Consider the following 25,575-nt stretch of genomic DNA (forward strand, 5'->3'; position numbering starts at 1 on the left):
GTTATTTCGCTGTTACTGCCGCTTTATTCAAATCTTTCACGAATTGATCCGCTGTATAATTCCCTGTCATCAGGTTTTGCGTGGCATCTTCAAGCGCTGCTTTGAACTTAGGATTGGACAACCCCCATGAGAAAGCTGTTGTGCTTGTCATTTTCGGAATATCTTTGGAAAGCTGTTCCATCATCGGAGGGAACTGTTTCACAATCGGCTTATCCACTTTGGTAGCTACGATTGGATTGCTGCGGTTTGTGAACTTGTATTCCGCATATTTCAAGGACATGAAGGATGCCACTTTTGCTGCAAGTTCTTTATCCTTGGTGTTTGAAGATACGGCATACCCACCAGGACCGCCGCTGCCGCTGAATGCTGTTTTACCTTTTTCATAAGCTGCTGCATCAGCAGCTGGAAGGTACATGTAGCCAGCTTTATCACCGAGCGCTTTCGTAGCCGCTTCGATTTCCCACTGACCGTTAATGAACATAGCTGCTTTACCTTCATGATAGAGCGCTGCTGCTTGATCGTAGTTCAAGTTCGTAGCGCCTTTTGGCAGCATGCCTGCTTTAACCAGCTCGATGAGTTTCTCAGCAGCTGTTTTATAAGCAGCATCATCTGCTTTGGCAAGACCTTTATCAAGCTTCGTCACACCAGCTGGTTCAGCGCGTGAAACGAACATGTCATAAAGGGCTACGCAGGGCCATTTTTCTTTCGCAAAAATGGATAGTGGCGTAATGCCTTTCGCATTGAACGTTTTAACAGCCGTCATCATTTCATCATAGGTAGTCGGCACTTTCACACCATTTTGTTGGAACAAATCTTTGTTGTAGTAAAGCAGTGCCACTTCATTACCCGCATAAGGGAATGCGTAAGTGTGGCCGTCATCGGTTACTAGTGTATTCAATGAGCTTGGTTGCATTTTGTCTTTGAAGCCAAATTTAGTTACGTACTCATCCAGAACGAGAATATTATTGGATTTCTTAAACGTATCGATAATGTCTAATCCTGCTCCGAAAATGTCTGGCAGATTGCCTGTAGCTGCATAAGTCTTCAGCTTCTGGCCATCATCTTGCGCTTGAATATCGAGCTCTAGCTCTACATTCGGCATTTCCTTTTTCAATTCCGCAACCGCGTAGTCATAAGGTGTTTTCGTATCTTCATCTGCGTACTGGGCATAAATTCTAAGCTTGACCGGCTTTGCATCCGTCTTTACGGGTGCTGCAGTTGCTGCAGCCGTTGGCGCGCTAGTTGCACCAGCATCTTTTGTTGTGTTTGCGGTTCCGCAAGCTGCAAGGCTAGTAGCCGCGAGCAAGCTTACGAGAGTGACTCCCATTTTTTTCATTTGTTGGACCTCCCAGGCATCATGTGCTTTCACTTCTTTACAACCTGAGTATAAAAGGAAAAACCCCTTATGATAATGGAATAATCGAGGGGTTCTTGTAAAATCCGCACATTTAGAAAATTTCATTATAAGCGGTTATTCTCGTACTCACTAGGGGAATAACCAAAAAATTTCTTAAAGCTTTTACTGAAATAACTAGGATCGTTAAAGCCGATTTGTTCCGCAATATCCGCAAGGCGTATGTTCCCTTTACCAAGTAAATCCTTCGCTTTATGCATACGAACATGCGTGACATAATCGGTCACCGTCATGCCGATTTCTTTCTTAAAAACAGCCCGGAGATAGCTGGGATTGATGAACACCTGCTGGGCAATTTGATCCAATTGCAGCTCGGGATCTCTGTAATGAAGCTCGATATATTCTTTGGCGGATTGGGCAATTTTCGACGATCGGGTCTTTCGGTGCTTACCCGTATACAGGATCGCTTGATTGAACAATTCCTTGATCCATACGGATGTGGCGTCAATGGATTCCAACCGTTTGATTTCGCTATAGGGAAAAAAGGCTTCTCCGAAGCAGTCTTCAATCGGATGCCCCGTTTCCGTTACATAAGAGAGACAAACAGAAATAAGTCCCATACTTATGACATAGGTGTAATCTAACGATAGCCGCTGATCACGAATCGTTTGGAAAATTTCTTCCAACTTAGCATCTACCTTTTCCCCATTTTGCATGCGTAATTGAACGAGCAGCTCTTCATTCACTTCTGTGGGGTAGAATGCTTGAGTACCTGACTCCAAAGCCCCTGATCCGTAAGCGATAACACGATCATTCCCCAATACAAACTTATTTTGCAAGGCTTCAAGCGCCTCCAAATAGGAAGTACGGATCCCCTGATAACCGGATTGACTACGACCAACACCGACCGTGATCGTAAATTTCAAATACTTTTTGATCAGGAAACATAATTTCTCATAACCGCCTAACGCAGGAGTTTCCATCTCACCATTCCCTTGGTGCTCCACCAAGCAAATAATACGCCCCTCAGGCCCATTGAAAATCAAGTGATTCTCCGTTTCCTCCAGCGCCTCATTCAGAATGTTCGTCACCGCATATTTCCAGAGTAAGCGTTCACTCACTTTATTCCATTTGAGATCCATGTTATCAATCTCAATACACGCCACCACAAAGCATAGTGAGTCGAAGGATTCTCCATACTGCTTGAGTCTTGAACTGGTCTCCTCATTGGAAAGGTTGTAATCACCGCTAAGCAAATGATTAAGAAAGCTCTCCTTCATCAACAACTGATTTTCCTTCAATGTGGACTTCTCTTCCTGCGCCCGCTGATGTTCCTTCTGAAGCTTAAGCAGCGTCAGTACCAATTCATCCTTTGAAAACGGCTTCAGAATGTAATCTTCAACACCAAGCTTAAGCGCCTTTCGAGCATAATCAAATTCGTTATGGCCCGTAATCAGCACCACACTTGTAGCTGGATATCGCTGCTTCAAATGCTCCGTCAGCGTGAGTCCATCCATAAATGGCATGGTAATATCCACAAGGGCTATATCGGGACGATGGACATCGACTTGTTCCAACGCCTCGACCCCATTTTTGGCTTCAGCGCATATTTCAAATCCATAAGCTTCCCAATCTAATGCCGTGCGCAAGTATTCTCGGAAAATGGGTTCATCATCAACAATTAATATTTTCTGCATATCTTAACCTTCCTCACTTTGAAAAGGGAGCCATAGTGTTACTTCTGTGCCCTGCCCCAGTTGACTTTCAATTTGCAGGCCATAATCATCGCCAAAATAAAGCTGTATACGGTCATTCACGTTCCTTAACCCATAGCCGACAGCTTGCTCCGGAGATTCCGACTTCTTCAAAAGAACCTCAAGCCGTTCCGGCAGCATGCCAACCCCGTCATCACTGACGATAATCTTGATTTTACCCTCCACAATTTCACCTGTTACTTTCAAAAGACCCAGGCTGCCCTTCGTTTTGAGACCATGGTAGATCGCATTTTCAACAAGTGGTTGAATGGTTAATTTCGGTATAAGACCGCCGAACACCTCACCCCGGATATCAAATTCAAAGGTAAACACATCGGAATAACGGATACGCTGAATGGATAAATAATCCTTCACATTACGGACTTCTTCCTCGATCGTTATCGTCTCTCTTCCTTTACTCAAAGCTGCGCGATAGAAATCAGCCAACGCTTTGGTTGTTCGCTGTACATCCCGTGCTCGTCCCATTTCTGACAAGGTGTAAATAACATCTAACGTATTATACAGAAAATGCGGTTTAATTTGCGCCTGAATAAGCGCTAGCTCGTATTCACGCTTCTTCTTTTGCTCAAAATTAATGTTCGTCAGCAGCTCTTGAACTCGCCTTATCATGGCATTGAAGCCTGAGGCCAATAAACCTATCTCATCCTCTGAATTCACCTGGAATTCAATGTCCAGATTGCCTTCTTTGACCTTCTTCATATGTTTGGTTAACCCCATAATCGGTTTGGCAATGAATTGCGAAAGCATACCCGCTCCAAGCAAAGCAAAAAATAAACAAATCAACCCAATAAGCACAATAAGGACAGTGATTTTACGCGTATCCGCGGTTAAGGATTCAAGCGGAGCCATCGAGATAAGCTTCCACCCAAAGCTAGGTACATCGGAGCTTACTACAAGCGTTTTCTCATGTTGAAAAGAGGTAACATCCGACGTATCCTCACTGGAAGTAATAATCCAGTTTTTCATCGTTGGATCGGCAACTTCTTGAAGTAAATCCTTCGGATGCTGCGATGAAATAACGACGCCTCGCTCATTCACGATAAAATAGCTGCTATCCTGGATCGAGCCGATTTTCTGATAAATCGCGGATAAGGAGCTTTCTTTGATATTCAGTACAAGCATACCGAGCTTTTGCCCTGTATAAATATTTACAATCCGCTTACCTAGCGTCATGACAATTTCTTGTGAGTCAGGGGTCAAATAACTACGCTGCTGCATGGGAAACCAAATATTATTACCACTGGAGGTGTCAACCTGTTTAAGCATATCGCTGCTCGCAATCAACTCGCGATTCCGTTCCATTAGGAGATTAGATCCAAAAACCCGACCATTTGCATCTATAAACGCAGCGGATTGGACATCGGGAAATACAAGCATGGCAAAGCTCAACTGATTCGTAATCTGCGTGTACATCTGTAAGCTCGTCTCCGCTGCCCCCTGGGACTGCGGGTCTTCCACGATCAATTTGTTTAGATTGATCGTCAGCATATTGGCACAGCTTTCTACATTCGTTAACATACCCGTGATGCGCGTAATAATGAGGGACGAGTTATCCGAAACATTTTTAATCGTCTTTTTGACAATCGCATTCGTGTACACCTGATTCGAGACAAAACCTAGTACAAATAAAGGCACGAAGATAAGTGGAAAATAAATCATGATGATTTTATAGCGGATGCGTTGATTACGAAACCAAGGCATGGTGATATATTTTTGTAGAAACTGCATGATTTGCCCCCTACTTATCAAAAACTGAAAAAATCCCATACAATCTACCTTCAGGCAATACCTGTCGGTTATATTGTATAGGATTCGCAAGCACGATGTATACCAACTTTCTCATTATGTACTCTGCCTAACAATGAGCTTAGGCTCCAGAACCGTCAGCTTCTTCACCTTTTCCTTCTGAATCAATCTCGATAATAATGCCATCGCTTGATTCCCTAGCTCTTCACTATGCTGCGAAACGGTTGTCAGTTCGGGGTTCATTGCAGAAGCTAATTGGGTGTCGTCAAACCCTGCAATGGCGATATCCTCCGGAATACGCAGCCCATGAGAAATAGCCGCTTTCATAGCACCAATGGCCACGTAATCGTTAATACAAAGAAAGGCCGTTGGACAATTTGGCATGGTAAGGAACTGATCCATCAACTTGCGGCCACATTCCATAGTGAAGTCTCCCAAGCGTACGATTTGTTTGCGAAAAGGGAGATCATTCGCTCCTAGTGTACTTTTGTAGGCTTGCAGCTTTTCCATCGTTGTTGTCGTGTCAGGGCCTCCCCCCAAGAAGCCAATGCTTCGATGACCTCGGTCAATAAGGTGCTGCATAATGAGCTGGGTACCCACATATTCGTCCGTTTTCACCCGATGACAGGGATGACCTGGAAGACTGCCATTAATCAAAACAATTGGAATTCTCTTCTGGATATCCACGACTTCCTGGACGAGCAGCTCGGGGCAATGACGCGAATTGATGCGTCCACCCATGAAAATGAGTCCTTCCACCTGCCTTTCGCAAAGCAGATTTAAATATTCAGATTCTCTGCTGAAGTTGCTGAATGTGTTACATAGAAAGAGTGTGAATCCCAGCTTCATCGCAGCTCTCTCTGCCCCTCCAAACACCTCAGGAAAAAACATGTTACTGCTATCTGGGAATAACACGCCAATCATGCCCGTTTTCTTATTCACCAGACTGCGTGCCAACGCATTGGGCTGAAACTTATGCTTTTCAATAATCGCCATAATCTTCTGCCTAGTCGATGTTCGAACGGGTGCGGTATCATTGAGAACTCGGGAAACTGTCGCGACGGAGACGTTCGCTTCTCGGGCAATATCATAGACGGTTATAGCTTCCAAGCATACACTCTCCGTTACGTCAAAATGTAAAGATCGAAGACCTGTTCAGAAACAGGCCTTCGATATCTTCATCCTTATTTAGTGCTTTCTACAGTGACTTTGAAGGCATCCAATTGTTTTTGTACTTCGGCCATCAGTTTATCAAAACCTGCTGTTTTCAGCTTCGCGCGGAATTCATCCACCGCTTTGACAGGGTCACCCGCTTTGCCATAAAGAATCGCAGGTCCCATTTGTCCAACAACTTGCGTAACCGCAGTCAACTCGTTCGTCACAGGTCCCTTATCGAAAACAAACCGACCATATGGGTATGGCTTTTTAATTTTGTCATAGGAAGCATAAAGCGCCCCTTTACCAGACCAATCATTGCCATCAGGAATTTCATTCTTATCAATCCGTCCACCCCAGAAATTGGAGTAGAAATCATCTCTTTGCACATCATAGCCATCTGGACGGAAACGTTTGCCATCTTTGATGACGTACTGTACGCCTTCCAAACCGTAATTCATCAAACGGTACACTTCCGGGTCTTGACGAATCAGCTCGTAGACCATCAGAGCGCGCTCCGGATGCTTGCTTTTCGCGCCAATGGAAGTACCGCCATGCGTGATCGACATAGACACGAGATTGTTGCGCGTGGCTGAGAATGGGAAGAATTGGAGATCTGAGCCCGGCTGCAGCTTATCCATTTTGATACGTTCACCCAGGAAGGTTTGCGTGTGATGCTGATCAACGCTTGACTTACCAGCCTCAAGCTCGGACCGGTTGTCGCCCTTATAGTTCAGCACATCCTCACGCCAGAAGCCTTTGTCACCCCAAGACTTCATGAGTTTAGCAAAATCCACGAAGGTATCATCGAGAATAGGGCTGTAGGCTTTATACCTCTCATCATAGGATTTACCGTAGATCAGACCGAATAAACCTGTACTGACCGGAAGTTCAATCGCATCTGTGTAGGAATTGATGTAGCCACCAATATTACCTGCAGCGGTACCATTCGCATCCCAAGGAACAACGCCTGGCTTCTTATCCTTGACCCCTTGGAAATAGGTCTCCATCATCTTAAAATCGGTAATTGGTGCCGTGATACCAAACTCCTTCGCCCAATCGCCACGATACAAGAAACCGTGATTAACCCACTGCGTGTAATGATCTTCAGGAATGAGCATGATCTGATTCTTGTACTTCGTCTCAGCCCAGTTCTCTGGCGGTACTTCCTTCCAAGTTAACGGCGCGTACACAGGAAGCAGCTTATCCAGCGGCATGAAAGCACCTTTTTGTGCATTCTGCCAAGTATCCAACCAATCTGTTGCAACCGTGATCAAGTCAACAGGTTCTCCTGAAGCTAGCAATAGATTATATTTGGTTTGCCAGTCGGCCCATTCAACCCATTTAATTTCCAGTTTTGCATTTGCTTTTTGTTTCAAAATGCCGTTGAGCTTCTCCATCACCTTTTCAAATTGACCATTCTTCGGTTTATCCCCCAACATCACGTACGAAATCGTTTGGAACTCGGAGGTGTCAATTTTGCCGGATGGTGCTGCTGTCCCCGTTGCCGCAGCAGTCGCTGTCGCTTTATCCGTGGAGCTAGTTCCTGTACTGCTAGGTGTGGTGCACGCCGTCAAGCTTACAGCAAGCGTTGCTGCCAGAGCTACACTAAGCGCTTTCTTTTTTCTCTTGAACATACGGATTTGCCTCCCCATAATCATTTTGGTATATGCTTTGCGTCAGCCTTTTACAGCACCAACGGTAATACCTTTGATGAAATATTTCTGCACCATCGGATAAAAGAGAATGACCGGTCCCGTTGCGACTACGGCCGTAGCCATTTTCATGGACTCCAGCGGCATATCTCTAGGTTGTACATTGGAGGAGACCGATGAGTTTTTGATAAAATCGGCACTTGTTACAACGTTATACAGGAACAATTGAAGCGGCCTATACTTTAAATCGGGTGATAGGAACAGCATCGCATTGTACCATTCGTTCCAATACCCCAAAGCAATAAACAATCCAATGGTGGCCAAAGCCGGCGTCGTCATAGGCAGGATGAGCTTAGTGAAAATTTTGAAATCACCCGCCCCATCCATTTTGGCTGATTCCGTAATCGCATGCGGGATAGACGTAACGAAGCTTTTCATCATAATAATGAGAAAAGGGCTCATCAGTCCGGGAAGCAGGACAGCCAAATAGTTATCCTTCAGGTGCAGCCACTGCGTCATGATTAAGTAAAAGGGGACAACCCCCCCCTGAAACAATGTTGTAAAGTAAATGAAGAAGGAGATCCGATTCCGATACGGAAAATCAGGACGCTGTAAGGAATAACCCGTCATAGCTACAATAAATAGCCCAATGGTTGTTCCAATCATCGTAATGCCCAGTGTAACCCCATAGGAGCCGATAATGAGTCCTGGGTTCTCGAACACAATTTTATAAGCAAACGTACTGAACTCCTTGGGCCATAAATTGTAGCCGTGTAATGTGATCGATTTCTCTGCTGTGAACGACGTCCCAAGGACGAGAAGAAAAGGCAGCAAACAGAACAGAGCGAATAGACCAATAAAGAAGTAGCCGAATAGCCGAATGGCCACCGAGGAGAAATCAGTTCCCCTTTGACGTGCGATGACTTGCTCCACTGGTTGTCCCTCCTATCTACCGATATTGATGAATCGTGCTTGTTTAATTTAGAAAAGCGTGTTTTCAGGCGAAACTTTCTTAACCAGCCAGTTGGCTGTGATGACAATAAAGAAACCAAACACGGACTGATAAAGACTGACAGCGCTTCCTAGCGAAAAGTTAAAGTTGTTCATTAAGGAACGGAACACAAAGGTTTCAATAATATCTGTTGCATCAAAAAGAGCTGTATTATTGGCTCCAACTAAGTTGTAGAATAATCCAAAGTTCCCTCGGAGAATGCCGCCAAGTGAGAATAAAAGCAGGATAATGAAAGTCGGCTTCAGCCAAGGAAGTACAATATATCGAATTCGCTGCAGCGCATTCGCACCGTCAATTTCTGACGCTTCAACAATCTCCGAGTCCAGCCCCATAATAGCCGCGAAATAGACGATGGAACCGTACCCTGTCGACTGCCAAAGAAACGTAATGACGATGATAAAAGGCCAGATCGTTGGATTTGAGTACGTCTTAAGCGGCTCCCAACCGATCGATTTGAGAATCCCATTGAGCAGTCCAAAGTCATAACTGAGAATGTTATAGGCAATCAGACCAACAAGTACAAAGGAGATGAAAAATGGCAGGAACATCAGTGATTGTGAAATCTTCTTAAACCACTTTTTACGAAGCTCGTTCAGCAAAATGGCAATACCAATCTGCAAGATGTTTCCAAATATAATAAAAGCTAAATTGTAAGCAATCGTATTAAACGTTAATTTCCAAAGTGCCCCAGAGGTCACTAGAAATTTGAAGTTGTCAAACCCAACGAACTCACTGCCGAAGATCCCCGCTGAGTAGTTATAATTAATGAAAGCAAGGTAAAGCCCTGGCATTGGGAGATATGACATGACTGCGAAAAATAAAATCGCAGGAACACACATGAGAATTAACGTTCGATACGACCAAAACCTACGCAGCGGGGTCACTCGCCTTTTGACGTGAGTAGCGGCCCCGTCCACTGTGCTTGATGAGATAGCAGTTTTCATGCGCGCGCTCCTTCCAAATTAATTTTCGGCTACAGGTACAAAGCGCAGAGGCTCCAGCAATGCATCTTCAGAGGTCGCTACAGCCTCCAATAGGATGGCTATTTCATTGCCCGATTCGCCACCCTGAAACCACGGTCCCGGTAAATAAAAGGATTCATCGCTTCCGCCACGGAATATAGGTCTATTGGCACCGCCTTGTGTCCACAAGCGGCCAACTAAGCGTCCGTTGAAGAATACGGTCAGCTTCATATGGCTGCCTTTGACATAAACCCTCCAGCCTAATCCTTGGTTATCATCATGGAAGTCACCGTACAGCCAAGACAGGGTACCCGGTTTCAAGGAGATAGCTCCTTCTACGGGGAGAGCACCAACGTTTGACGATTTGGCATGCTGCAGTAAGCCATTCTCCTGACAAGAGGATAATGTCCACTGTTTAGCGGCAGTTCCTTCGTAGAGACATATATTTCCGCTGTGTGAACCATACGTTTTATCCAGAAATACCGTTAACGTAGCCATATCTCCCGCAGTTACATAAGGCGTAAGATCAAGATACGGATTGAGCGGATTCAATTGTCCGAGTGCGTGCCCGTTCACATAAGCATAGGTGTGCGAGAAATTACCAGGTGTGTGAAGAATCCACGTATCCGCTTCTTTCCTCAGCTTTACTTGTTTGCGGTAGCATTGATGGGCGGGCTGTTCTGTGGAGAGCCACCCTCCAGCACTCACAATCGGCCATTGTCGATCGTCATAGTCTGATGCTATGTAATCGTCCTTCTCTTCTCCGGATTGCATAACCTTGAATCGCCAGTTTTGGTTTATTTCCCCAACCGACGTTACCCCAACAATGCCCGTTAGCCCTTTCAGAGCATTTAAGTGCAAACCCGGCAAATTCGTATCATGGAAATTGGTATGTCCCCAGATCTCGACGCGAGTAACCAGATTTGGCTCTACGCGCGAGCCGGAAGGAATCGGAAGGTAGTGACTTCCTCCTCCAGGAGTTGCTGTACCTAAATACGTTTCACCAGTATAAACGGAAACGACATCACTTGCCTGCTGAACGATAATGCCAAGACAGCTGTTCTCCAGCGGTAGTGATAATTGCGAGGTATACCAGGCAAAACCTCGGTAAACACCATGCTTCTCCAGATAATCGGCGGTATCACCGATCAATAAGCTTTCATCCGCAAGTGTATCCAAAGGATTCACTAAGCTTTGTGACCAGCTAAGTTCAACTTCGCAGCTTTCCGAGACTCGTTCTACCCAATCGCCAACATGCAGCTCGCCTTCATCATCCATATTTTCTAGCAGCAAAGCACGTGAACGACTCATCCCGATCAATTCGATAACATGACCGCTTAGTAAGCGAATCCGAGCTGATCTCTCTTGCTCGCCCGATTGAAAGGATACCGTCACCTGGTCTTCGGTTTCGTGTACCGTCATCGTGCCAGCCTCCGTCTGCACCTCCGTGTTAAAGCAGAGACGAATTTCGCCTTCGCACTCCGTGTGAAACACGAATAGCGTGCGCTGCTCAAGCTGCTTCACCAGCAGCAGTTCTGCAGTTGCGTAGGCCAGTGTCCCTTCAGCGATCCCCCAGGTCTGCAAGGGCACTTGCACGGGAAGAATTGGGCAGCGGCTTGCTTTGGCGACAAGTGTGGTATAACGGGGTATGACTTCTTCTGCCACGTGAAAGTAAGCGTCTTCATCTTGCTCGTTTACTTGGCATAGGAAGAGCAGCTCGCCGCCTTGCTTTAGCGCTAACCGATAAGGGGAGACACTACTCATTGGCTCAGGCTTCGCTTCCGCGAAGGAAGCGCCATACGTTTGAATCACACGATGCAGCATTCTTCCTTCATAAGCTTCCTCTCGAATGTGTCCTTCCGGTGTTATCATGCCATGGAAATCATAGTCCGAGGTGAGAAACGAAAGTGGATTCCCCCAATTGTTAGCCGCATTGGTAAAGCCAAAATTCGTCCCTGAAGCCTGCAAGTAAGGACCGAGCAGCTTTACTCCTGCTGATAATAATCTGCGAAGCAGGAAGTGCGAGCGATTCGTCTCCGTGACGAGTAAGGGCAGCCCGCGACGAGCCAACTCCTCTCTGTAGAAGAGCACCTTTTCTTCGAAAGCAGGGTCTTGGTCATTTGGATAGAAGTTACATGTGGGCACAACACCTTCAGCAAAACCAGAAGCCTCATACAAGCCGCCTTGTCCGGCACAAGCAATGAGCGGCACGGTTATCCCATGCTGCAGAGCTAAATCTCTTAGGGCCGAGATATACCCTTTGGGATCAGAGCAAGGATAGAAATCAAGCTCGTTGTCTAATTGGACAGCAATGATGGTGCCACCCTGACCCGTTTCATATTTCTTCAGGATGGGAAGAATCTGTTCATACCACCTGGCTACGTGCCGCAAGAAGGTAGGATCGTTATCCCTCAAGCGAAGATTTTCTTTCGCGAATAGATAAGCAGGGAGTGCTCCCCCATCCCATTCCGAGCAAATATACGGCCCTGGTCGCGCAATCACCCACAGTCCTGCATCGGAAGCATCCTGTAGAAACTGAGCCGCATCCTTCTCTCCAGTAAAATCCCAAGTTCCCTCCACGGTCTCATGATGATTCCAAGGAAAGTACACATCAATCGCGTTATATCCAAAGGCTTTAACTTTAGTTAGTCTCTCTTTCCATAAACCGCGTGGTAATCGAAAATAAAATAAGGAGGCACAAAGTATAATTTCTGATTTTCCATCTATCCGCAGTGCTTCTGACGATAAGTGAATCACTGCTTCTTCACTTTTTGATAAATACAATGGCTTACCTCCTTGATCTACCCTCATTCATTTATGAAACCCGTTTCATCCGGTAGGGATGTTTGCTGCTGTTCTATATGAAGTTAGTATAAGCTGTTTTAAAAGCGCTTACATTGAAAGAAACATCAAGATATATAACAAAACTACAAAGAAACAGCCTCACGCAAAACAAAAAAAGCTCCGAATTTTATCCAAATTCGCAGCCCTTTGCATTCTATATAACACTGATTTCTTATATTATTCACAGAATTTACGATAATTTTTCTTTAATAATTACTCATTGCGCCTAAACTCCTTAACCGTTTTCCCTTCCAGCTCTTTAAATACTTTGCAAAAGTAGGAAGTTTCCTGAAATCCTGTTTTCTCAGCGACTTCATATACTTTCCATGCAGGCTCTTGAAGCAGCTGTTTCGCCTTCTGTATCCGGCATCGATTCAGATATTCGACGATCCGCATCCCCGTCTCGCTTTTAAATAGATTGGATAGGTAATTCGCGCTCAAATGGAGAACATCTGCCAGCCTTGCCACCGTGATGTCTTCGGCATAGTGCTCTTCCATATAGGCGATTACTCCTTGGATTTCCTTCCGCATCATCGTGTGCTCAGCTTTATTCCCAACGATTTGCTTATTCAAATTTAGAAATAGCGGCTTCACTTGCTGCAGAGGCTGATGGGCTTCTATCACCTGGCTAACCTGTTTATACTCATGTTCAAACTGATCTGAGAACTTGTTCCTCTCTATAGCCAATGTTTTCAGCTGCATCATTAACGCTGCCAGCACGCTGCGCAGCTCGGATATAGGCGGCTTCTTTTGGATGAGGCTTTGAAACCAAAGCTCAGTTTGCGTTTCAACATCAGTGAATAGGCCACTTTTCATCGCAGCAACAAGAGGCTGAATCGTGATTCCTGCCAGCGTTTCAACCTTGTTATTACTTTGAAGAGACGTGTAAGCATAGAGTTGGTCCGTTCCTTCATAAACATATTGATCTAAGGCTGTTTCAGCTTGCTTATATAGCACAGCCCAATCCTTCAATCCGTACCCGATCGAGCTAATTCCCATTGTTGCAGAGCCGAGCTTCTTCATCCGGGTGTATAGCTGCGACGCTTGCCGGAGTGTCTCCTCCATACATTTGTGTTCACTCTTCTCCTGCGAAAAATAGATAATGACCGCGGTTCTCCGCTCTGAAATTGGTATAACCATGTTTGAGTATGCAGTCTGTTCTTCCTTAGAACCATCCGCCAAGACTTTAAAGCTAGCATCGATCACAACGACTGCCGTAGGACCTCCATGAATTGGGAAATGAACGGCGCTCGCTTGATCCTCGATATCCTCCGCTCGCTTTAACTCGCCTAGGAGAAGCTTACGCCCCAACAGGCAGCGCACCTCTTGAAAGCTGGCATCACGAATACTAGCTTGTTTTCTCCGCCTATGATCTTCCATAATCTTGCTATTCATTTGTTCTAATAGCTGTTGTAACGCATCAGGTTCAAGGTCATGTTTTAACAAATAATCCTCTGCCCCGAGCTTGAGGGCTTCCTTCACGAATCGGAAATCATCAAAAGAGCTGAGTGCCACAATTTTGATGGAAGCATCCTTTTGCTTAACCTGCTGGATAAGATCTATACCGTTCATCTCGGGCATCGAAATATCCGTGACAATAAGATCAACCTGCTGATGCTGCAGAAGATCGAGCGCATGCACGCCATTGAGTGCTTCACATACAATTTGGAAGCCATAATCTTCCCAACGAATGATCGTTTTAATCGCATACCGATATATCGCATTATCTTCAACGATCATGGCGTTCAACATGCTCATTCCTCCTTTGCCGATGCGTTCTATGCGGAATTCGCACAATAGCTTTCGTACCTAATCCCGGTGCACTTTCGTAACTAAGGCCATATTTCTCCCCATAATACAGCTGAATGCGTTCATTCACATTGTGAATGCCTATACTCGTCACTCCTGGAACCGATTCTTTACGTGTTGCTGCGTTCAATAGATTATGCGCTTGTTCAGCTTCCATCCCTCTTCCGTTATCTTCGACAATGAGCAGGAGCTGCTTCTCTTCTATGCGTGCATAAAGGACAATTCGTCCATTCCCCTTGGACATTTCGATGCCGTGAAGAATCGCATTTTCGACAAGCGGCTGAAGAATGAAGTAAGGCACCTCGCTTTCCATCAACCATTCATCGACTTCATAGTCCATGTGAAAGGCATCGCCATAACCAATTTTTTGAATATAAATATAGTTTTTTAATTGGTTAATCTCTTGCTCCAAGCTGTGGAATTCGCCAACACGTCGTACCGAGGATTTCAATAATTCAATAACGGAAGTGACCATTCGCTCTATCTCGGGTTGACGGTTCATGCGAGCATACCATTTCACAGTACCTAACGTGTTATAAAGGAAATGAGGATTAATCTGACTCATGAGGACAGTAAATTCAGCCTGTTGTTTGGCAATTTGCTCTTTATACACCGTGTTTATTAAATCGTTAATCCGAGACAGCATAAAATTGAACCGTATAGACAAACTACCAATCTCATCCCGCCCCAGCGGAATAATTCGAACATCGAAATTGCCATCTTCGACTCGGCGCATCGTTTGCTCCAAGATCTTGATATTTCGCGTCGTAGAATTTGAAAGTAATACGGCAATTCCGGTAGATATCAGAACGGCAAGCAGTGAAACGAGAGCGATCACAAAAACTAACACGCGTGTATTGGACAGAAGCTCAGACATCGGAATAAAACAAAGCACCCGCCAGCCCAGCGTAGATGTTCGTTCTTGGACGAATAAATGACTCCCTCCCGCAGCATGGTCGACAATTGCCATAGAGTCATCATTCTCCTTAAGCGTATAACTTAAGCTCCTTGAGATGAGATTGTCCATGCGAGGGGTTCCGCCACCAGCAAGCAGTTCGTTAAAAGGATTGAGAATCGCAACGTTATTTTGCTTAATGATGGAGCTATTGCTTCCCAGGGACAAGAAATAATCCGAATCGATACTGATGACAATCGTGCCAAGACTACGATCTATTTGACTCAGATCAGTGAAATCCCTGATAAGGAACACTTCTTTTTGCATTCTCAGAGAAGGCGACCAGCTTGTACTTCGTTCATGATTTTTCAAATAATCAGAGGCATGGCTTGTCATCACGGTTACATCATCATGATTTAGTGTACGATCCAAGCCTTTTTTATTTTCCCACCAGTACACCTGCCCCTTATGAGTTTGAATCATAATGGCATTCATATAGGGATTCCCATTTCCGTACTGAGCCAGCAAGAACTCCATTCGGCTGCGAAAAGCCGGATAGTTGTCACCTGTCACTTGTTCACCTTGTTCAGCAGCAATTTGCCGAATATTACTGTCACTTAGGACGTAAACGGAGGAAGTGAATGCTTCCTTCGCTCTAATTTCAATATTGTCGGAAACTTGATGAATGACCTGCATCGAGAGGTCTCTTGTATTCGATTCAATGAATTTCGTAGAGGCATAGATGGCAACTCCACCAATCGCCGATGAAATGAACAAAATAAGAATCATATTAGATAGAAATATTTTCGTTCGGATGCGAAAGTCCTTGACCCGATTTAAGTTCCACGGGGTGGCTGTCATACGCAGATCTCCTTGCTGTCATTTGGATGGTTTGCGAATCCGATCGAATGCTTGATCCAACTCTAGAATACAGCTATCCACATTGTGGCTGCGATCAATAACGAATTTTGTAAGTGCATTTACAAACACTTTTTGCAAATCCTGATTCACAAAATCTGTTGGCAAACTTGACCAGTCATACATTTGGCCTGTTTGGATATAAGTTTCATCCAACTCCACATAAGTGGGATCAAAGTCATTCGGCAAGCCTTTAATCACAGACAAGGCCTTCTTTTTCGTCTGAAAAATGGTCCCCATTTCCTTCGAGGCAAACAGTTCTAGCATTTGAAGCGCCGCCTCCTTATGAGGTGATTGGGGATTGATCACAATCCCTCCTGTTGATTTTAGTCCAAACTTGGCATCTTGGGGATTATTCGAATAAGGGAAAGCGAACAGTCCTAGAATACTCGCAGGATTCTTGGATTTAACACCGTCTACCGTCCACGTGCCGTTAATAATCATACCGGCTTTCCCTTCAGCAAGGAGCCCTTGGGCTTGGTTCCAATCGGTTTCGAACGGCTTGATATTCACATAACGCAAGCGTTCTCCATATCGTTTCAAGATATCTTTGAAGTGAATTTGATCCTCAGCGAACGTAGTTCGACCTGCTTCTATATCAGCCATCCAATTGCGGCCAGCGGCATTCTGATTAGCCAGAAGATCCGCTGCAATATCCCAAATCAGGGTCCAACTATCCTTGTAGCCTGCTGCAATAGGAATAATTCCTGCCTTCTGCAGCGCCTCACATGCAGCTAAGAATTGCGGCCATGTTGTTGGCGGACTTTGAATGCCTGCTTGGGCGAAAGCTTCCTTATTGTAAATGACACCCGCTCCATTCACGTCTATCGGAAGCGCCCATATTTTCCCATCAGCTGTCTTCACACCATTCAGGAACCTCTCATCGATTTGTGACAAAAAGGGTTGACCCGATAAGTCCATCGCATATCCTTTATGAATAAGATCCTGAGCGGCTTCCATATTATCCAGCATATAGATATCAGGCATGTTATTCGAAATCACACGCGTGCGAAGCAAGCTCATATAATTGCCGCCATCCACGCCAGTCAGCGTAAACGCATAAGAAGGATGTTGTTTAGTAAATAGCTGTGTCCCCGCCTCCAGCCATTTCCGCGCCCCCTCCTCATCAAAGTGATGAATCCACGAAAGCGTCTGCTCCTGGAGCTGCTGTTTAGGAACGACCGTAACTGTCTGGGTTTGACAAGCGGTAAGCATCAGAGATACAGTCATGCCTAGAGCTAACAAACGAGTCTTCATCCTTCCCCCTCATTCCATGATAGCGTTTACAAATAGTATAACGGTATTGGCCAATTAAAAAAACAGCCTATTTCCTCTTCAGAGAAAATAGACTGTTGATTGTTGTATATACAAGCGAATCATCGCTAATCGAATTCTAGTTATTCCTATCTTTCATTCGTTGATTTCCAACCATCATTGGCTTCGATGATATCCATCATTTTCTTCATCGAAAGCTGAATTTGTTCAGCGGAGGGCAAGGTTAAGTTGCAGTACGTTTGCTTCACAACATCCGTTAACACAGAATCAAACATGCAATCAAATTGCTCGTTTTTCAATATGAATTCCCTCCTTATTTACTTAATTTTGGAAGATTACCTATACTTAATCATATATAGAAACGCTATCGATAACAGCGCAATATTTTCTTTCGCAAATCCACATTTTTTTCCATAAATGCGCAAATTTTATTTGCGTATAACGAAAAAAGACGCAAAATCAGATAAATAAAATCTAATTTGCAATCTTTTTGTGAAATTTGGTAAAATTAAGGAGAGAGATAAACAGCGACGTTGAATTCACCATTCGGATCCCTACCAAATCAGGAAGGAAGTATCATATGATTAAGAAATCGAAGATTCTGATCGTAGATGATCATCCCTTAATGGCGGAAGCAACATCGAATACACTGCAGCAAATCGAAGGCATACAGATTATAGGGATAGCTGGTACTGGCAAACGATGCTTGGAACTCGTGGATTTGCATCAACCGCATATTGTTTTTTTGGATTATAATCTTCCGGATCAATACGGCGATGAGATTGCCAAAATCATTAAAGGGAAATATCCCGCCATCCACCTTGTCATTTTTTCTGGCATAGAATTATCCCATCTTTACAATTATTTGATCGGACTTGAGGTTAGTGCTGTTATATCTAAGGAATCTAGCGGTACGCTTATTAAAAGCTTAGTTACCCTTTTGTTGGAGAATTTCACGGTAATACCCGTTCCTGTTTTTCACAAAATGAGGGTGGACAGTGGTAATTTGCATCAGACTGATTCCTTGGACGACGATGAAGTACATATGATGACCATGATTGTTCAAGGCCTAACCAATGAGCAAATGGCCGAGGAAGTGCATATGAGTAAGCGAACCGTAGATAATTACATACGCAAAATTTATGAGAAATTAGGCGTCAAATCAAGGGCGCAAGCAGTAGATAAATTTAATCAATTCAAGCATATTTATGAAGTTAACCGGCGGCTATAGATGGTTGAAGAAGCGATTAGTGATTAAAAAGACTGGCCTCTCGTGATGAAGAGACCAGTCTTTTTTAATTGCCATTCTCTTATGGTTGGGATTCTTCTCGGTGATGCTGATGATGTTCCACAATATTCGCCGCTTCTATTAATTCTCGCATGACATCGGACTGCAGCTGTGGATTGATATATAGACCTTTTACATATAACTGTCCCTTTTCACTAGAGGTATATCGCGGAGGAATTTTATTTAATACCAAAGCAAGCACGTCTTCTTTGCAAGTAGTGCAATCACATTTCATTTCATAGTTTTTTTGAAACTCATCAAACAAATTCATCACTATCGTTTCCATTGCATTGAAGACTGCCATTGTGGGTACCCCTTCTTGATTCAACTATATCTCTATTATAACTCATATCCTCCTAATCAAAAAGAAGAGGCCACACGAATGCGTGCAGCCCTCTTATATCCTCATTTCTCAACAAATAATGGCGTATATCCCCGATCCAAGTTCTAACCGCAGCTCCCCATTACTTTCCTCTGCTGATAGGACTCCTGGTGCTGTCTGAGCTGCTTGACCATTAACGGATGCCATTGCGAATGTCGCCCCTCTCAAGGTTGCAAGGCCAGTCGTATTTGGAGGTAGTTGGAACTCGTAGACTACTCTGCCATCGACCTCTTTCTTCCATTCACTTCGTATCTTACCGTAGCTAGAATGGAGCGATGCTTTGGCGTATTCAAGGCCGGAATCTGGTCGCGGGCGGAAATGAATCCGTTTGTATCCAGGCTGCTGATCATCAGAGTCGAGACCCGCCACTACACGGTACAGCCAATCCCCAATGGATCCATACGCATAATGGTTGTAGGAGTTCATATCATCGCTCCAAAACGATCCATCGGGCTTGATGCCATCCCAGTGCTCCCAGATCGTCGTTGCTCCCTTGTGAATCGAGTACAGCCATGAAGGATAATCTTCTTGTTGAACTAAACGAACAGCCAGATCATGGTAGCCATTCTCGGATAATACATGGCACAGATACGGCGTACCTACGAAACCGGTCGTCAGGTGATTCTTCTGCTCCACGACATATTCGGCTAACGTCTTTGCTAATCGATCACGCGTACTTCCTTTCACGAGTCCAAACATCAGCGGGAGCACATGTGCTGTCTGTGTATGCGCGGCCAGACGCCCGCTTGGTGTTAGGAATTCTTGTGTGAAAGCTTCAACAATGCGCTCATAAAGCTCACTATACTTAGCTACATCCTCGCGGCGTCCCAGCACTTCCGCAGCTTTCACGAAAAGCGAAGTCGAATAGGCATAGAAGCATGTCGCGATTAAATCCCTAGGGGTCGCACCTATATAGCTGCCTTCTTTGGCATCAAGCCCAAGCCAATCACCAAAATGAAAGCCTGTATTCCACAGATACTCATTCTCTCCTTGGTCCCGCATGTACGTAATCCACGCTTTCATGCTGTCATACTGCTCCTCCAGAACACGCTTATCGCCATAAACTTGGTATATTGTCCATGGGCATATGACTGCTGCATCCCCCCATGCAGAGGAAGAGTGGTCAGTCGGACCAAGTACGTTAGGGATTACGAATGGAACGCCGCCAAGCTCATGCTGATCCGCTTCTAAGTCGCGCAGCCATTTTGTGAAAAATAGAGCCACCTCATAATTAAATGCTGCCGTGCGGATAAATACCTGTGCATCCCCTGTCCAACCCAATCGTTCATCCCGCTGCGGGCAATCGGTCGGTACATCCAGGAAATTGCCTCTTTGTCCCCACACAATATTTTGCTGAAGTTTATTCAGCAAGAGATGGGAACATTCAAAAGTGCCGCTAGCTGCCATGTCCGTGTGAATAACATGTCCCGTGAAGCGCTCTGCATCGAATGCTACTTCCTTGGGCCAGCCTACCACTTTGACATATCGAAAGCCTTGGAACGAGAAATGGGGTTCATATTGTTCTTCCCCGCCACCTTTGCATACATAAGTAACCGTCTGCTTCGCATGACGCAAATTCCCAATATAGAAGTTCCCTTCTTGATCCAGCACCTCTGCGTGCAGCAGCTGAAGACGAATTCCAACCGGCAGCTCCAATCGCATGTGCACTTTTCCAACCATATTTTGCCCAAAATCAAGAACGGTTTCACCAGAAGGTGTTTCAATAACAGTTATTGGCTTCAAATGCTGGGTAATGCGGGATGGCTCATTCTCTTGCATGACTAGGATGTCTTTGGAGTGATCAAGAACCGTTACCGGGCACCACTTATCATCCTGATACGTCGACATGCCCCACCCGCTAAGCTCCAAGTTAGCATCGTAGGTTTCTCCATGGTACAGTTCAGACATCCGAACCGGTCCTAATGAAGCGCGCCAGGAATCATCACTAACGGTTATTTCCGAAGTTCCGTCTATGTATTCGATATGTAATTGGAGGAAAAGAGCTCTAACGTCCCCAAAAATATTTCGTTGATTCTTCCAAGCCAAATTACCTTTATACCAACCGTTTGCCAGCACGGCGCCAAGGGTATGTTTTTCACCTTGCTGCAGCAGGCTCGTTACCTCATACGTCTGAACCTGCAGCCGGTGTCGGTAGCTGGTCCAGCCGGGTGTGAACTCCCAATCCCCGACACGAGATCCGTTGAGTTCAAGCTCATAAATGCCTAGACTCGTCGCGTAAATTGTCGCTTTACGAATTCCCTTACGTGCTGTGAATGTCTTCCTCAAATAGAAAGCTTCTTCTGCGTCAGGATCAATAGAAGCTGCATCAGGTGTAATCCACTTTGCTGACCAGTCATTGGGATTTAGCTGTCCCATTTCCCAGAAAGCGATTTCACTCCAAGGCGATTGCAAACCAGACTGATCCCATACTTTGACACGATAAAAGTAACGATTTCGCGCCAGCAGCTCTTGACCCTCATAAACAACAAGCACAGATTGTTCCGATTGTATGTGACCGGAATCCCAAACCAAACGACTCGGTTCGAAAGAATTTTCAACCCTACTCACCTGGATGTGATAAGCTGATTGGATGGTATGTTTGATGTCCGATTCTAGTTGCCAAGTAAAGCGAGGCTGGGTCGTATCCAACCCAATCGGGTTGACGCGGTATTCGCATGTTAAGTTAGAAATATGGAATGTCGTCATTCAAAAAAACCTCCTACTTTCATCAAAATGTCATGTACCCTTTTTATAAAGCAAGCATCAATATGTCCTATTGTAGTGCATCATATGACATAATATGAAGGTGGATTCAGACAATCTTATAGGTAGAATACGACACGGAATATTTATTTTTTTCGGCTTCCCCTCAATTTAGAAATCGCATACGAATAATATACAGTTATCGATAAATCACGTATGGGTAGGAGTTTAAGATGTTACAAAAAACACACAGTATTGCCGGATTCATTTCCGCGGAAATCGTTCTCACGTATCAAGATATTAGTTTCTTCTCATGGGATGCCGCTGGGGCTCTTCTACTTGGTTGTTTGGCAGGCACGTTAGCGGATGTCGATAAGCCAGGTTCTACCATGGCGAAGGTTCTTTTCCCTTTATCTGCTCTGCTGCGGCTGCTGAAGGTAAAGCATAGAACTGTCACCCATTCTTTGCTATTTCTACTACTCTTAGTTGTCATTGCAATGCCCTTATCTCCTTTATATTTCTGGGTATTCATCCTCTCTTACGCGTCTCACTCGTTTATCGATTTATTCAATGATAGAGGGGTTCAGCTCTTCTGGCCTATTCCCTTCAAGATTCGTCTACTCCCAAAATGGATAGCTATTGACACGGGGTCAGTGAGTGAAACCGTATTCCGCTGGTTACTTCTGGCTTTGAGTTTAATCATCCCTTTTTGGACTTATTTACTTCCTCAAATCTTGCTTCATAGCGCTTTGTTTTAATGCGTTGCAACAATGTAGTCCCCATTGGCATTGAGAAGAAATTGTGCATGATAAGCTCCTTGAGCGTCGGGCTCAGCTAAGCTCTGCACGATCTCGCCAACGGCAGGAACACCTAAGAAGTCGTTCAATTCCTTCTTCATCGTTGATTGGACAAGGATCTCGACTTCTTTCCCCCTATTTCCTGGAATAATAACAGGATGTCTCAAATGAGTCGGATTGTTCTCATCCAATAATTCAGAGTGGTGCAGCAGATGGCTCGGAATTTCCAGATTGTCTGGAACTGAGACCAATAAAACTGTTTCCGTATCATTCGTTTTTACTTGCATGACCCTTCCAGCCACATAGGCTGGAGCCGGTTGAATTTCTTCCATCGACATCATACTTTTCTCCGGAGAAATGAATGCAAACAGCAGAAACAAAGGAAATAAATGTATGAGACTTTTCTTGAACTCTTCCTTGTAACGGTACTTTGGCCTATTCATTCTATGCTCCCCCTTCTCGATTCATTTACATATCACGAGTCTTTTCATTCGTTAGTTATCCTTACCCCATACTTAAGCGTTTGAAAACTAAATGAAACGATTTTATGAAAAAAGAAAGTAGACTGGCCCAAAAGTCGGTACCCCGCATTTGCTGGGGACGTCGATTCGCTATTTGGACGAAAAATACCCGAAATCATCAGGAAGCGGAACGACGATGCGCTATTTCACGATTTTTGCCTCCGAATCGTTCCTTTGATCAAATAGCGCACCTACGTTCCTCACATTCGACTTCAAGCGCCGGTTTCCCAAAATAACGCATGGACGTTCCGCTAACTAGAAGTCCGTTGACTTTTCCCTTGCCTTCGGCAGAAAAACAAAAAAATGAGAAGGCAAGTAACTTTGCCACCTCATTTTTTTGTTTTTCTGTGCCCCTATTTACTTTTCGGACTGCCCATTCATACCAGATCCCCCATTTCCTTCCCTTGAATGGTGATCACAAATTCGTGTATACAGCTCATAACAGGCAGAGCTAATACCCAATAACAAAAAGCCCAAGATTTACTTGGGCTTTGGTCGAATCAAAAGAAGCTTGGATACGATGATTATTGCATCGGAACCGATATTTGGAAACAGATGCAGCCGTCTGCAACAGACACTTCAATGGTCCCTTTGTAATGCTCGATTCGTTCCTTCACAACCGATAGACCAAGCCCCTGGTGATCACCGCCACCTTTGGTGCTGTAGCCAATCGTGAACATTTTGTTGTAATCATCAAGTTGGAATTCGGGATCAACCGGGTTGGTTACGGAAATGGTTAAATGGTTAGACTCCGACCATCCGTTCACCATAACTTCACGTTCGTCTGGTGGGAATTTATTGACCTCATCAAACGCATTATCAATCAAGTTCCCAATAATTTTCACGATATCAACGGATTTCACTCCTAATGACAAGCCTTCTAGGCCGGTAAAATGGTAATTGAAATCGATTTTGGTTCTCATGGCAAGCGCAATCTTTGCTTGGATAAGCGCTGCAATAGCCGGATGCCCAATTCGAATGATATCGTTCACTTCGTTAATTTCTTCAATTAATTCCTTCATGTATTTCATTTGATCTTCTTTTTTTCCTTTAGACAGGAGAGCATACATGGTTTGTACATGGTTTAGAAAGTCATGCCGTTGACTGCGTATCGTAGCAAACATGAGATCCACGTTTTGAATGTACATTTCTTGTGTAGACTGGACTGCTGTTTCTCGGCTTTTCGTAATAAATCGGAAAACCAAATATATAAGTACACAGCTAAAAATCGTAAATAAAACAATGAGAAGCGTAAGCTGAACGAGCTGCTTGTTTAAAGTGCTTTGAATCGTTTGATAATCCGAGACGATGGTGATGACATAAGGAACTTCCCTTTGAACTTCAGTCAATTTTTTCTTAACAGGAACATACATGAAGGTTTTCAGAATAGGCTTCCCATTCCAATTCTCCACAACGCTAACTGGTTTATTTTCCAGTATGGACGTCTTGTAGTTATCCAAATCTTTCGTACTCGTTATGTTATATGTACCAAATAAAACCGGGCGGTCATAGACCGATATGAATGGCACCCCACTACTGTCTTTATACTCAATCGGCTTTGTACCAAAAGTTACTCCGTTCAGTCCCGATATTTCCATAATATCTGGATTCGAAGCGAGCGTTTTCTTCACGATCGTATCCGCGCCTACGATTTGCTTGAATTTCTGAATTTTATCTGCATTGACAAATACACATATTAAATAATTCGTGCTTCCATCATAATAGTACCCAAACTTACTAACATCGCTTGAACCTGAAGCCGGAACTTCATAAATACCCGACCAGAAATTAGGCAGCTTTTGCCCTTCAGCAATCGTAACTTGATGGTTATCCAGAAGCTGGCTAAAAGCCGTAAACCAATACCCGAATGCTTTTGTACTTGTAATCTGAAGCTCCTTGGGCTCGGATGATTTACCTACCATAATATCATCACCATTTCGCTTCATCAGCGAGAAACCATCGACACCTGCTTGCCTGGCAAGCTCAATTAATTGTTCATTCGTAACTTTATCAATATCCGGATTTAGCTGACTCTTGGCGAAAAGCGCGACGGAATGAAGATTCTCACCAATCAAATCTTCTACAAAGAATGAACCTTCCTCTGATTGCTCAATGGATGTGCGAATTTGACTCGCAGTCGATTCCATACGTTCAGATAACGCTTGCGTTAAGAGAGATTTCGTGAACCAATAATAAGAGGTGTTATTCGTTACAAGCAATAAAATAACAATAGCAAAAGTGACATAAATGACTTTGGTGTTGATTCTCATGAAGTTTCACACTTTCATTTTTAATGTAAACTCAATATTACAACATAGACGTAAAATAAGGTTCGTTATTTTTCGACACAAACCGAGGAAATACCCCTCTTTCAGTAGTATAGTTGGATACGAATGCATTGTCTATCTATTAATATACATGCATCAAACCGTTTGGTAATATAGGGAAGAAATCAATAGATTTAAGATCGTGGGGGTCGCAATA

Annotated in this window: 18 protein-coding genes; 2 read left to right on the forward strand and 16 right to left on the reverse strand. The window is 44.3% G+C overall.

All coding sequences use genetic code 11. From position 1 onward, the window contains the following. Position 1: 1 nt before the first annotated feature. From QFZ80_RS20450 to QFZ80_RS20505, 12 genes are all read right to left on the reverse strand, one after another. Complete coding sequence (locus QFZ80_RS20450) at positions 2-1,336, reverse strand: ABC transporter substrate-binding protein (RefSeq protein ID WP_307554686.1); 1,335 nt, start codon at positions 1,334-1,336, stop codon at positions 2-4. A gap of 125 nt (positions 1,337-1,461) precedes the next feature. Next, positions 1,462-3,051 carry a response regulator gene (locus tag QFZ80_RS20455; protein ID WP_307554684.1) on the reverse strand — a complete coding sequence of 530 codons (1,590 nt, stop codon included), beginning with the start codon at positions 3,049-3,051 and terminating at the stop codon, positions 1,462-1,464. A 3-nt stretch (positions 3,052-3,054) separates the two neighbouring features. After that, positions 3,055-4,857: a sensor histidine kinase gene (locus QFZ80_RS20460; protein WP_307554682.1), complete on the reverse strand. Its 1,803-nt coding sequence runs from the start codon at positions 4,855-4,857 to the stop codon at positions 3,055-3,057. 114 nt (positions 4,858-4,971) lie between these two features. After that, a complete protein-coding gene (locus QFZ80_RS20465) occupies positions 4,972-5,985 on the reverse strand; it encodes a LacI family DNA-binding transcriptional regulator (RefSeq protein WP_307554680.1) in 1,014 nt (337 codons plus the stop codon). 74 nt (positions 5,986-6,059) lie between these two features. Next, positions 6,060-7,667, reverse strand: coding sequence for an ABC transporter substrate-binding protein (locus tag QFZ80_RS20470; RefSeq protein ID WP_307560709.1), 1,608 nt, complete (start codon positions 7,665-7,667; stop codon positions 6,060-6,062). A gap of 42 nt (positions 7,668-7,709) precedes the next feature. Then, positions 7,710-8,606, reverse strand: a complete 897-nt coding sequence (locus tag QFZ80_RS20475) for a carbohydrate ABC transporter permease (protein ID WP_373460420.1) — start codon at positions 8,604-8,606, stop codon at positions 7,710-7,712. Between the two features lie 60 nt (positions 8,607-8,666). After that, positions 8,667-9,536: an ABC transporter permease gene (locus QFZ80_RS20480; protein WP_307556086.1), complete on the reverse strand. Its 870-nt coding sequence runs from the start codon at positions 9,534-9,536 to the stop codon at positions 8,667-8,669. Between the two features lie 123 nt (positions 9,537-9,659). Next, the gene (locus tag QFZ80_RS20485) at positions 9,660-12,443 is read right to left on the reverse strand and encodes a beta-galactosidase (RefSeq protein ID WP_307560711.1); all 2,784 of its coding nucleotides are present in this window, start codon (positions 12,441-12,443) and stop codon (positions 9,660-9,662) included. Between the two features lie 273 nt (positions 12,444-12,716). Then, a complete protein-coding gene (locus tag QFZ80_RS20490; RefSeq protein WP_307560713.1) occupies positions 12,717-14,255 on the reverse strand; it encodes a response regulator transcription factor in 1,539 nt (512 codons plus the stop codon). Beyond that, positions 14,233-16,068, reverse strand: a complete 1,836-nt coding sequence (locus QFZ80_RS20495; protein WP_307560715.1) for a sensor histidine kinase — start codon at positions 16,066-16,068, stop codon at positions 14,233-14,235. The genes QFZ80_RS20490 and QFZ80_RS20495 overlap by 23 nt, the downstream gene beginning before the upstream one ends. A gap of 18 nt (positions 16,069-16,086) precedes the next feature. Next, complete coding sequence (locus QFZ80_RS20500) at positions 16,087-17,382, reverse strand: ABC transporter substrate-binding protein (protein ID WP_307560717.1); 1,296 nt, start codon at positions 17,380-17,382, stop codon at positions 16,087-16,089. Positions 17,383-17,528: 146 nt separating this feature from the next. Continuing rightward, on the reverse strand, positions 17,529-17,699 hold the full coding sequence (locus tag QFZ80_RS20505) for a hypothetical protein (RefSeq protein ID WP_307554667.1): 171 nt from the start codon (positions 17,697-17,699) through the stop codon (positions 17,529-17,531). 281 nt (positions 17,700-17,980) lie between these two features. Between QFZ80_RS20505 and QFZ80_RS20510 the strand changes: the two genes are divergently transcribed. Then, positions 17,981-18,631, forward strand: a complete 651-nt coding sequence (locus QFZ80_RS20510; protein WP_307560720.1) for a response regulator transcription factor — start codon at positions 17,981-17,983, stop codon at positions 18,629-18,631. A 79-nt stretch (positions 18,632-18,710) separates the two neighbouring features. On the opposite strand, the gene QFZ80_RS20515 is transcribed toward QFZ80_RS20510, so the two are convergent. Next, on the reverse strand, positions 18,711-18,992 hold the full coding sequence (locus QFZ80_RS20515; RefSeq protein WP_307560722.1) for a late competence development ComFB family protein: 282 nt from the start codon (positions 18,990-18,992) through the stop codon (positions 18,711-18,713). Positions 18,993-19,100: 108 nt separating this feature from the next. Continuing rightward, entirely contained in the window at positions 19,101-21,776 is a 2,676-nt protein-coding gene (locus QFZ80_RS20520) for a family 78 glycoside hydrolase catalytic domain (RefSeq protein WP_307560724.1), read from the reverse strand. Between the two features lie 230 nt (positions 21,777-22,006). On the opposite strand from QFZ80_RS20520, the gene QFZ80_RS20525 reads away from it, so the two are divergent. Beyond that, complete coding sequence (locus QFZ80_RS20525) at positions 22,007-22,531, forward strand: metal-dependent hydrolase (RefSeq protein ID WP_307554660.1); 525 nt, start codon at positions 22,007-22,009, stop codon at positions 22,529-22,531. Here QFZ80_RS20525 and QFZ80_RS20530 read toward each other — a convergent pair. Together QFZ80_RS20530 and QFZ80_RS20535 are read right to left on the reverse strand one after the other, a co-directional pair. Then, positions 22,528-23,013 (reverse strand): hypothetical protein, encoded by a 486-nt coding sequence (locus tag QFZ80_RS20530; protein ID WP_307554658.1) that lies wholly within the window; start codon positions 23,011-23,013, stop codon positions 22,528-22,530. The two genes, QFZ80_RS20525 and QFZ80_RS20530, sit on opposite strands and share 4 nt — an antisense overlap. 602 nt (positions 23,014-23,615) lie before the next feature. Next, on the reverse strand, positions 23,616-25,361 hold the full coding sequence (locus QFZ80_RS20535) for a sensor histidine kinase (RefSeq protein ID WP_307554656.1): 1,746 nt from the start codon (positions 25,359-25,361) through the stop codon (positions 23,616-23,618). Positions 25,362-25,575: the final 214 nt, after the last annotated feature.

This window comes from Paenibacillus sp. V4I7 (assembly GCF_030817275.1).
Classification (GTDB): Bacteria; Bacillota; Bacilli; order Paenibacillales; family NBRC-103111; genus Paenibacillus_E.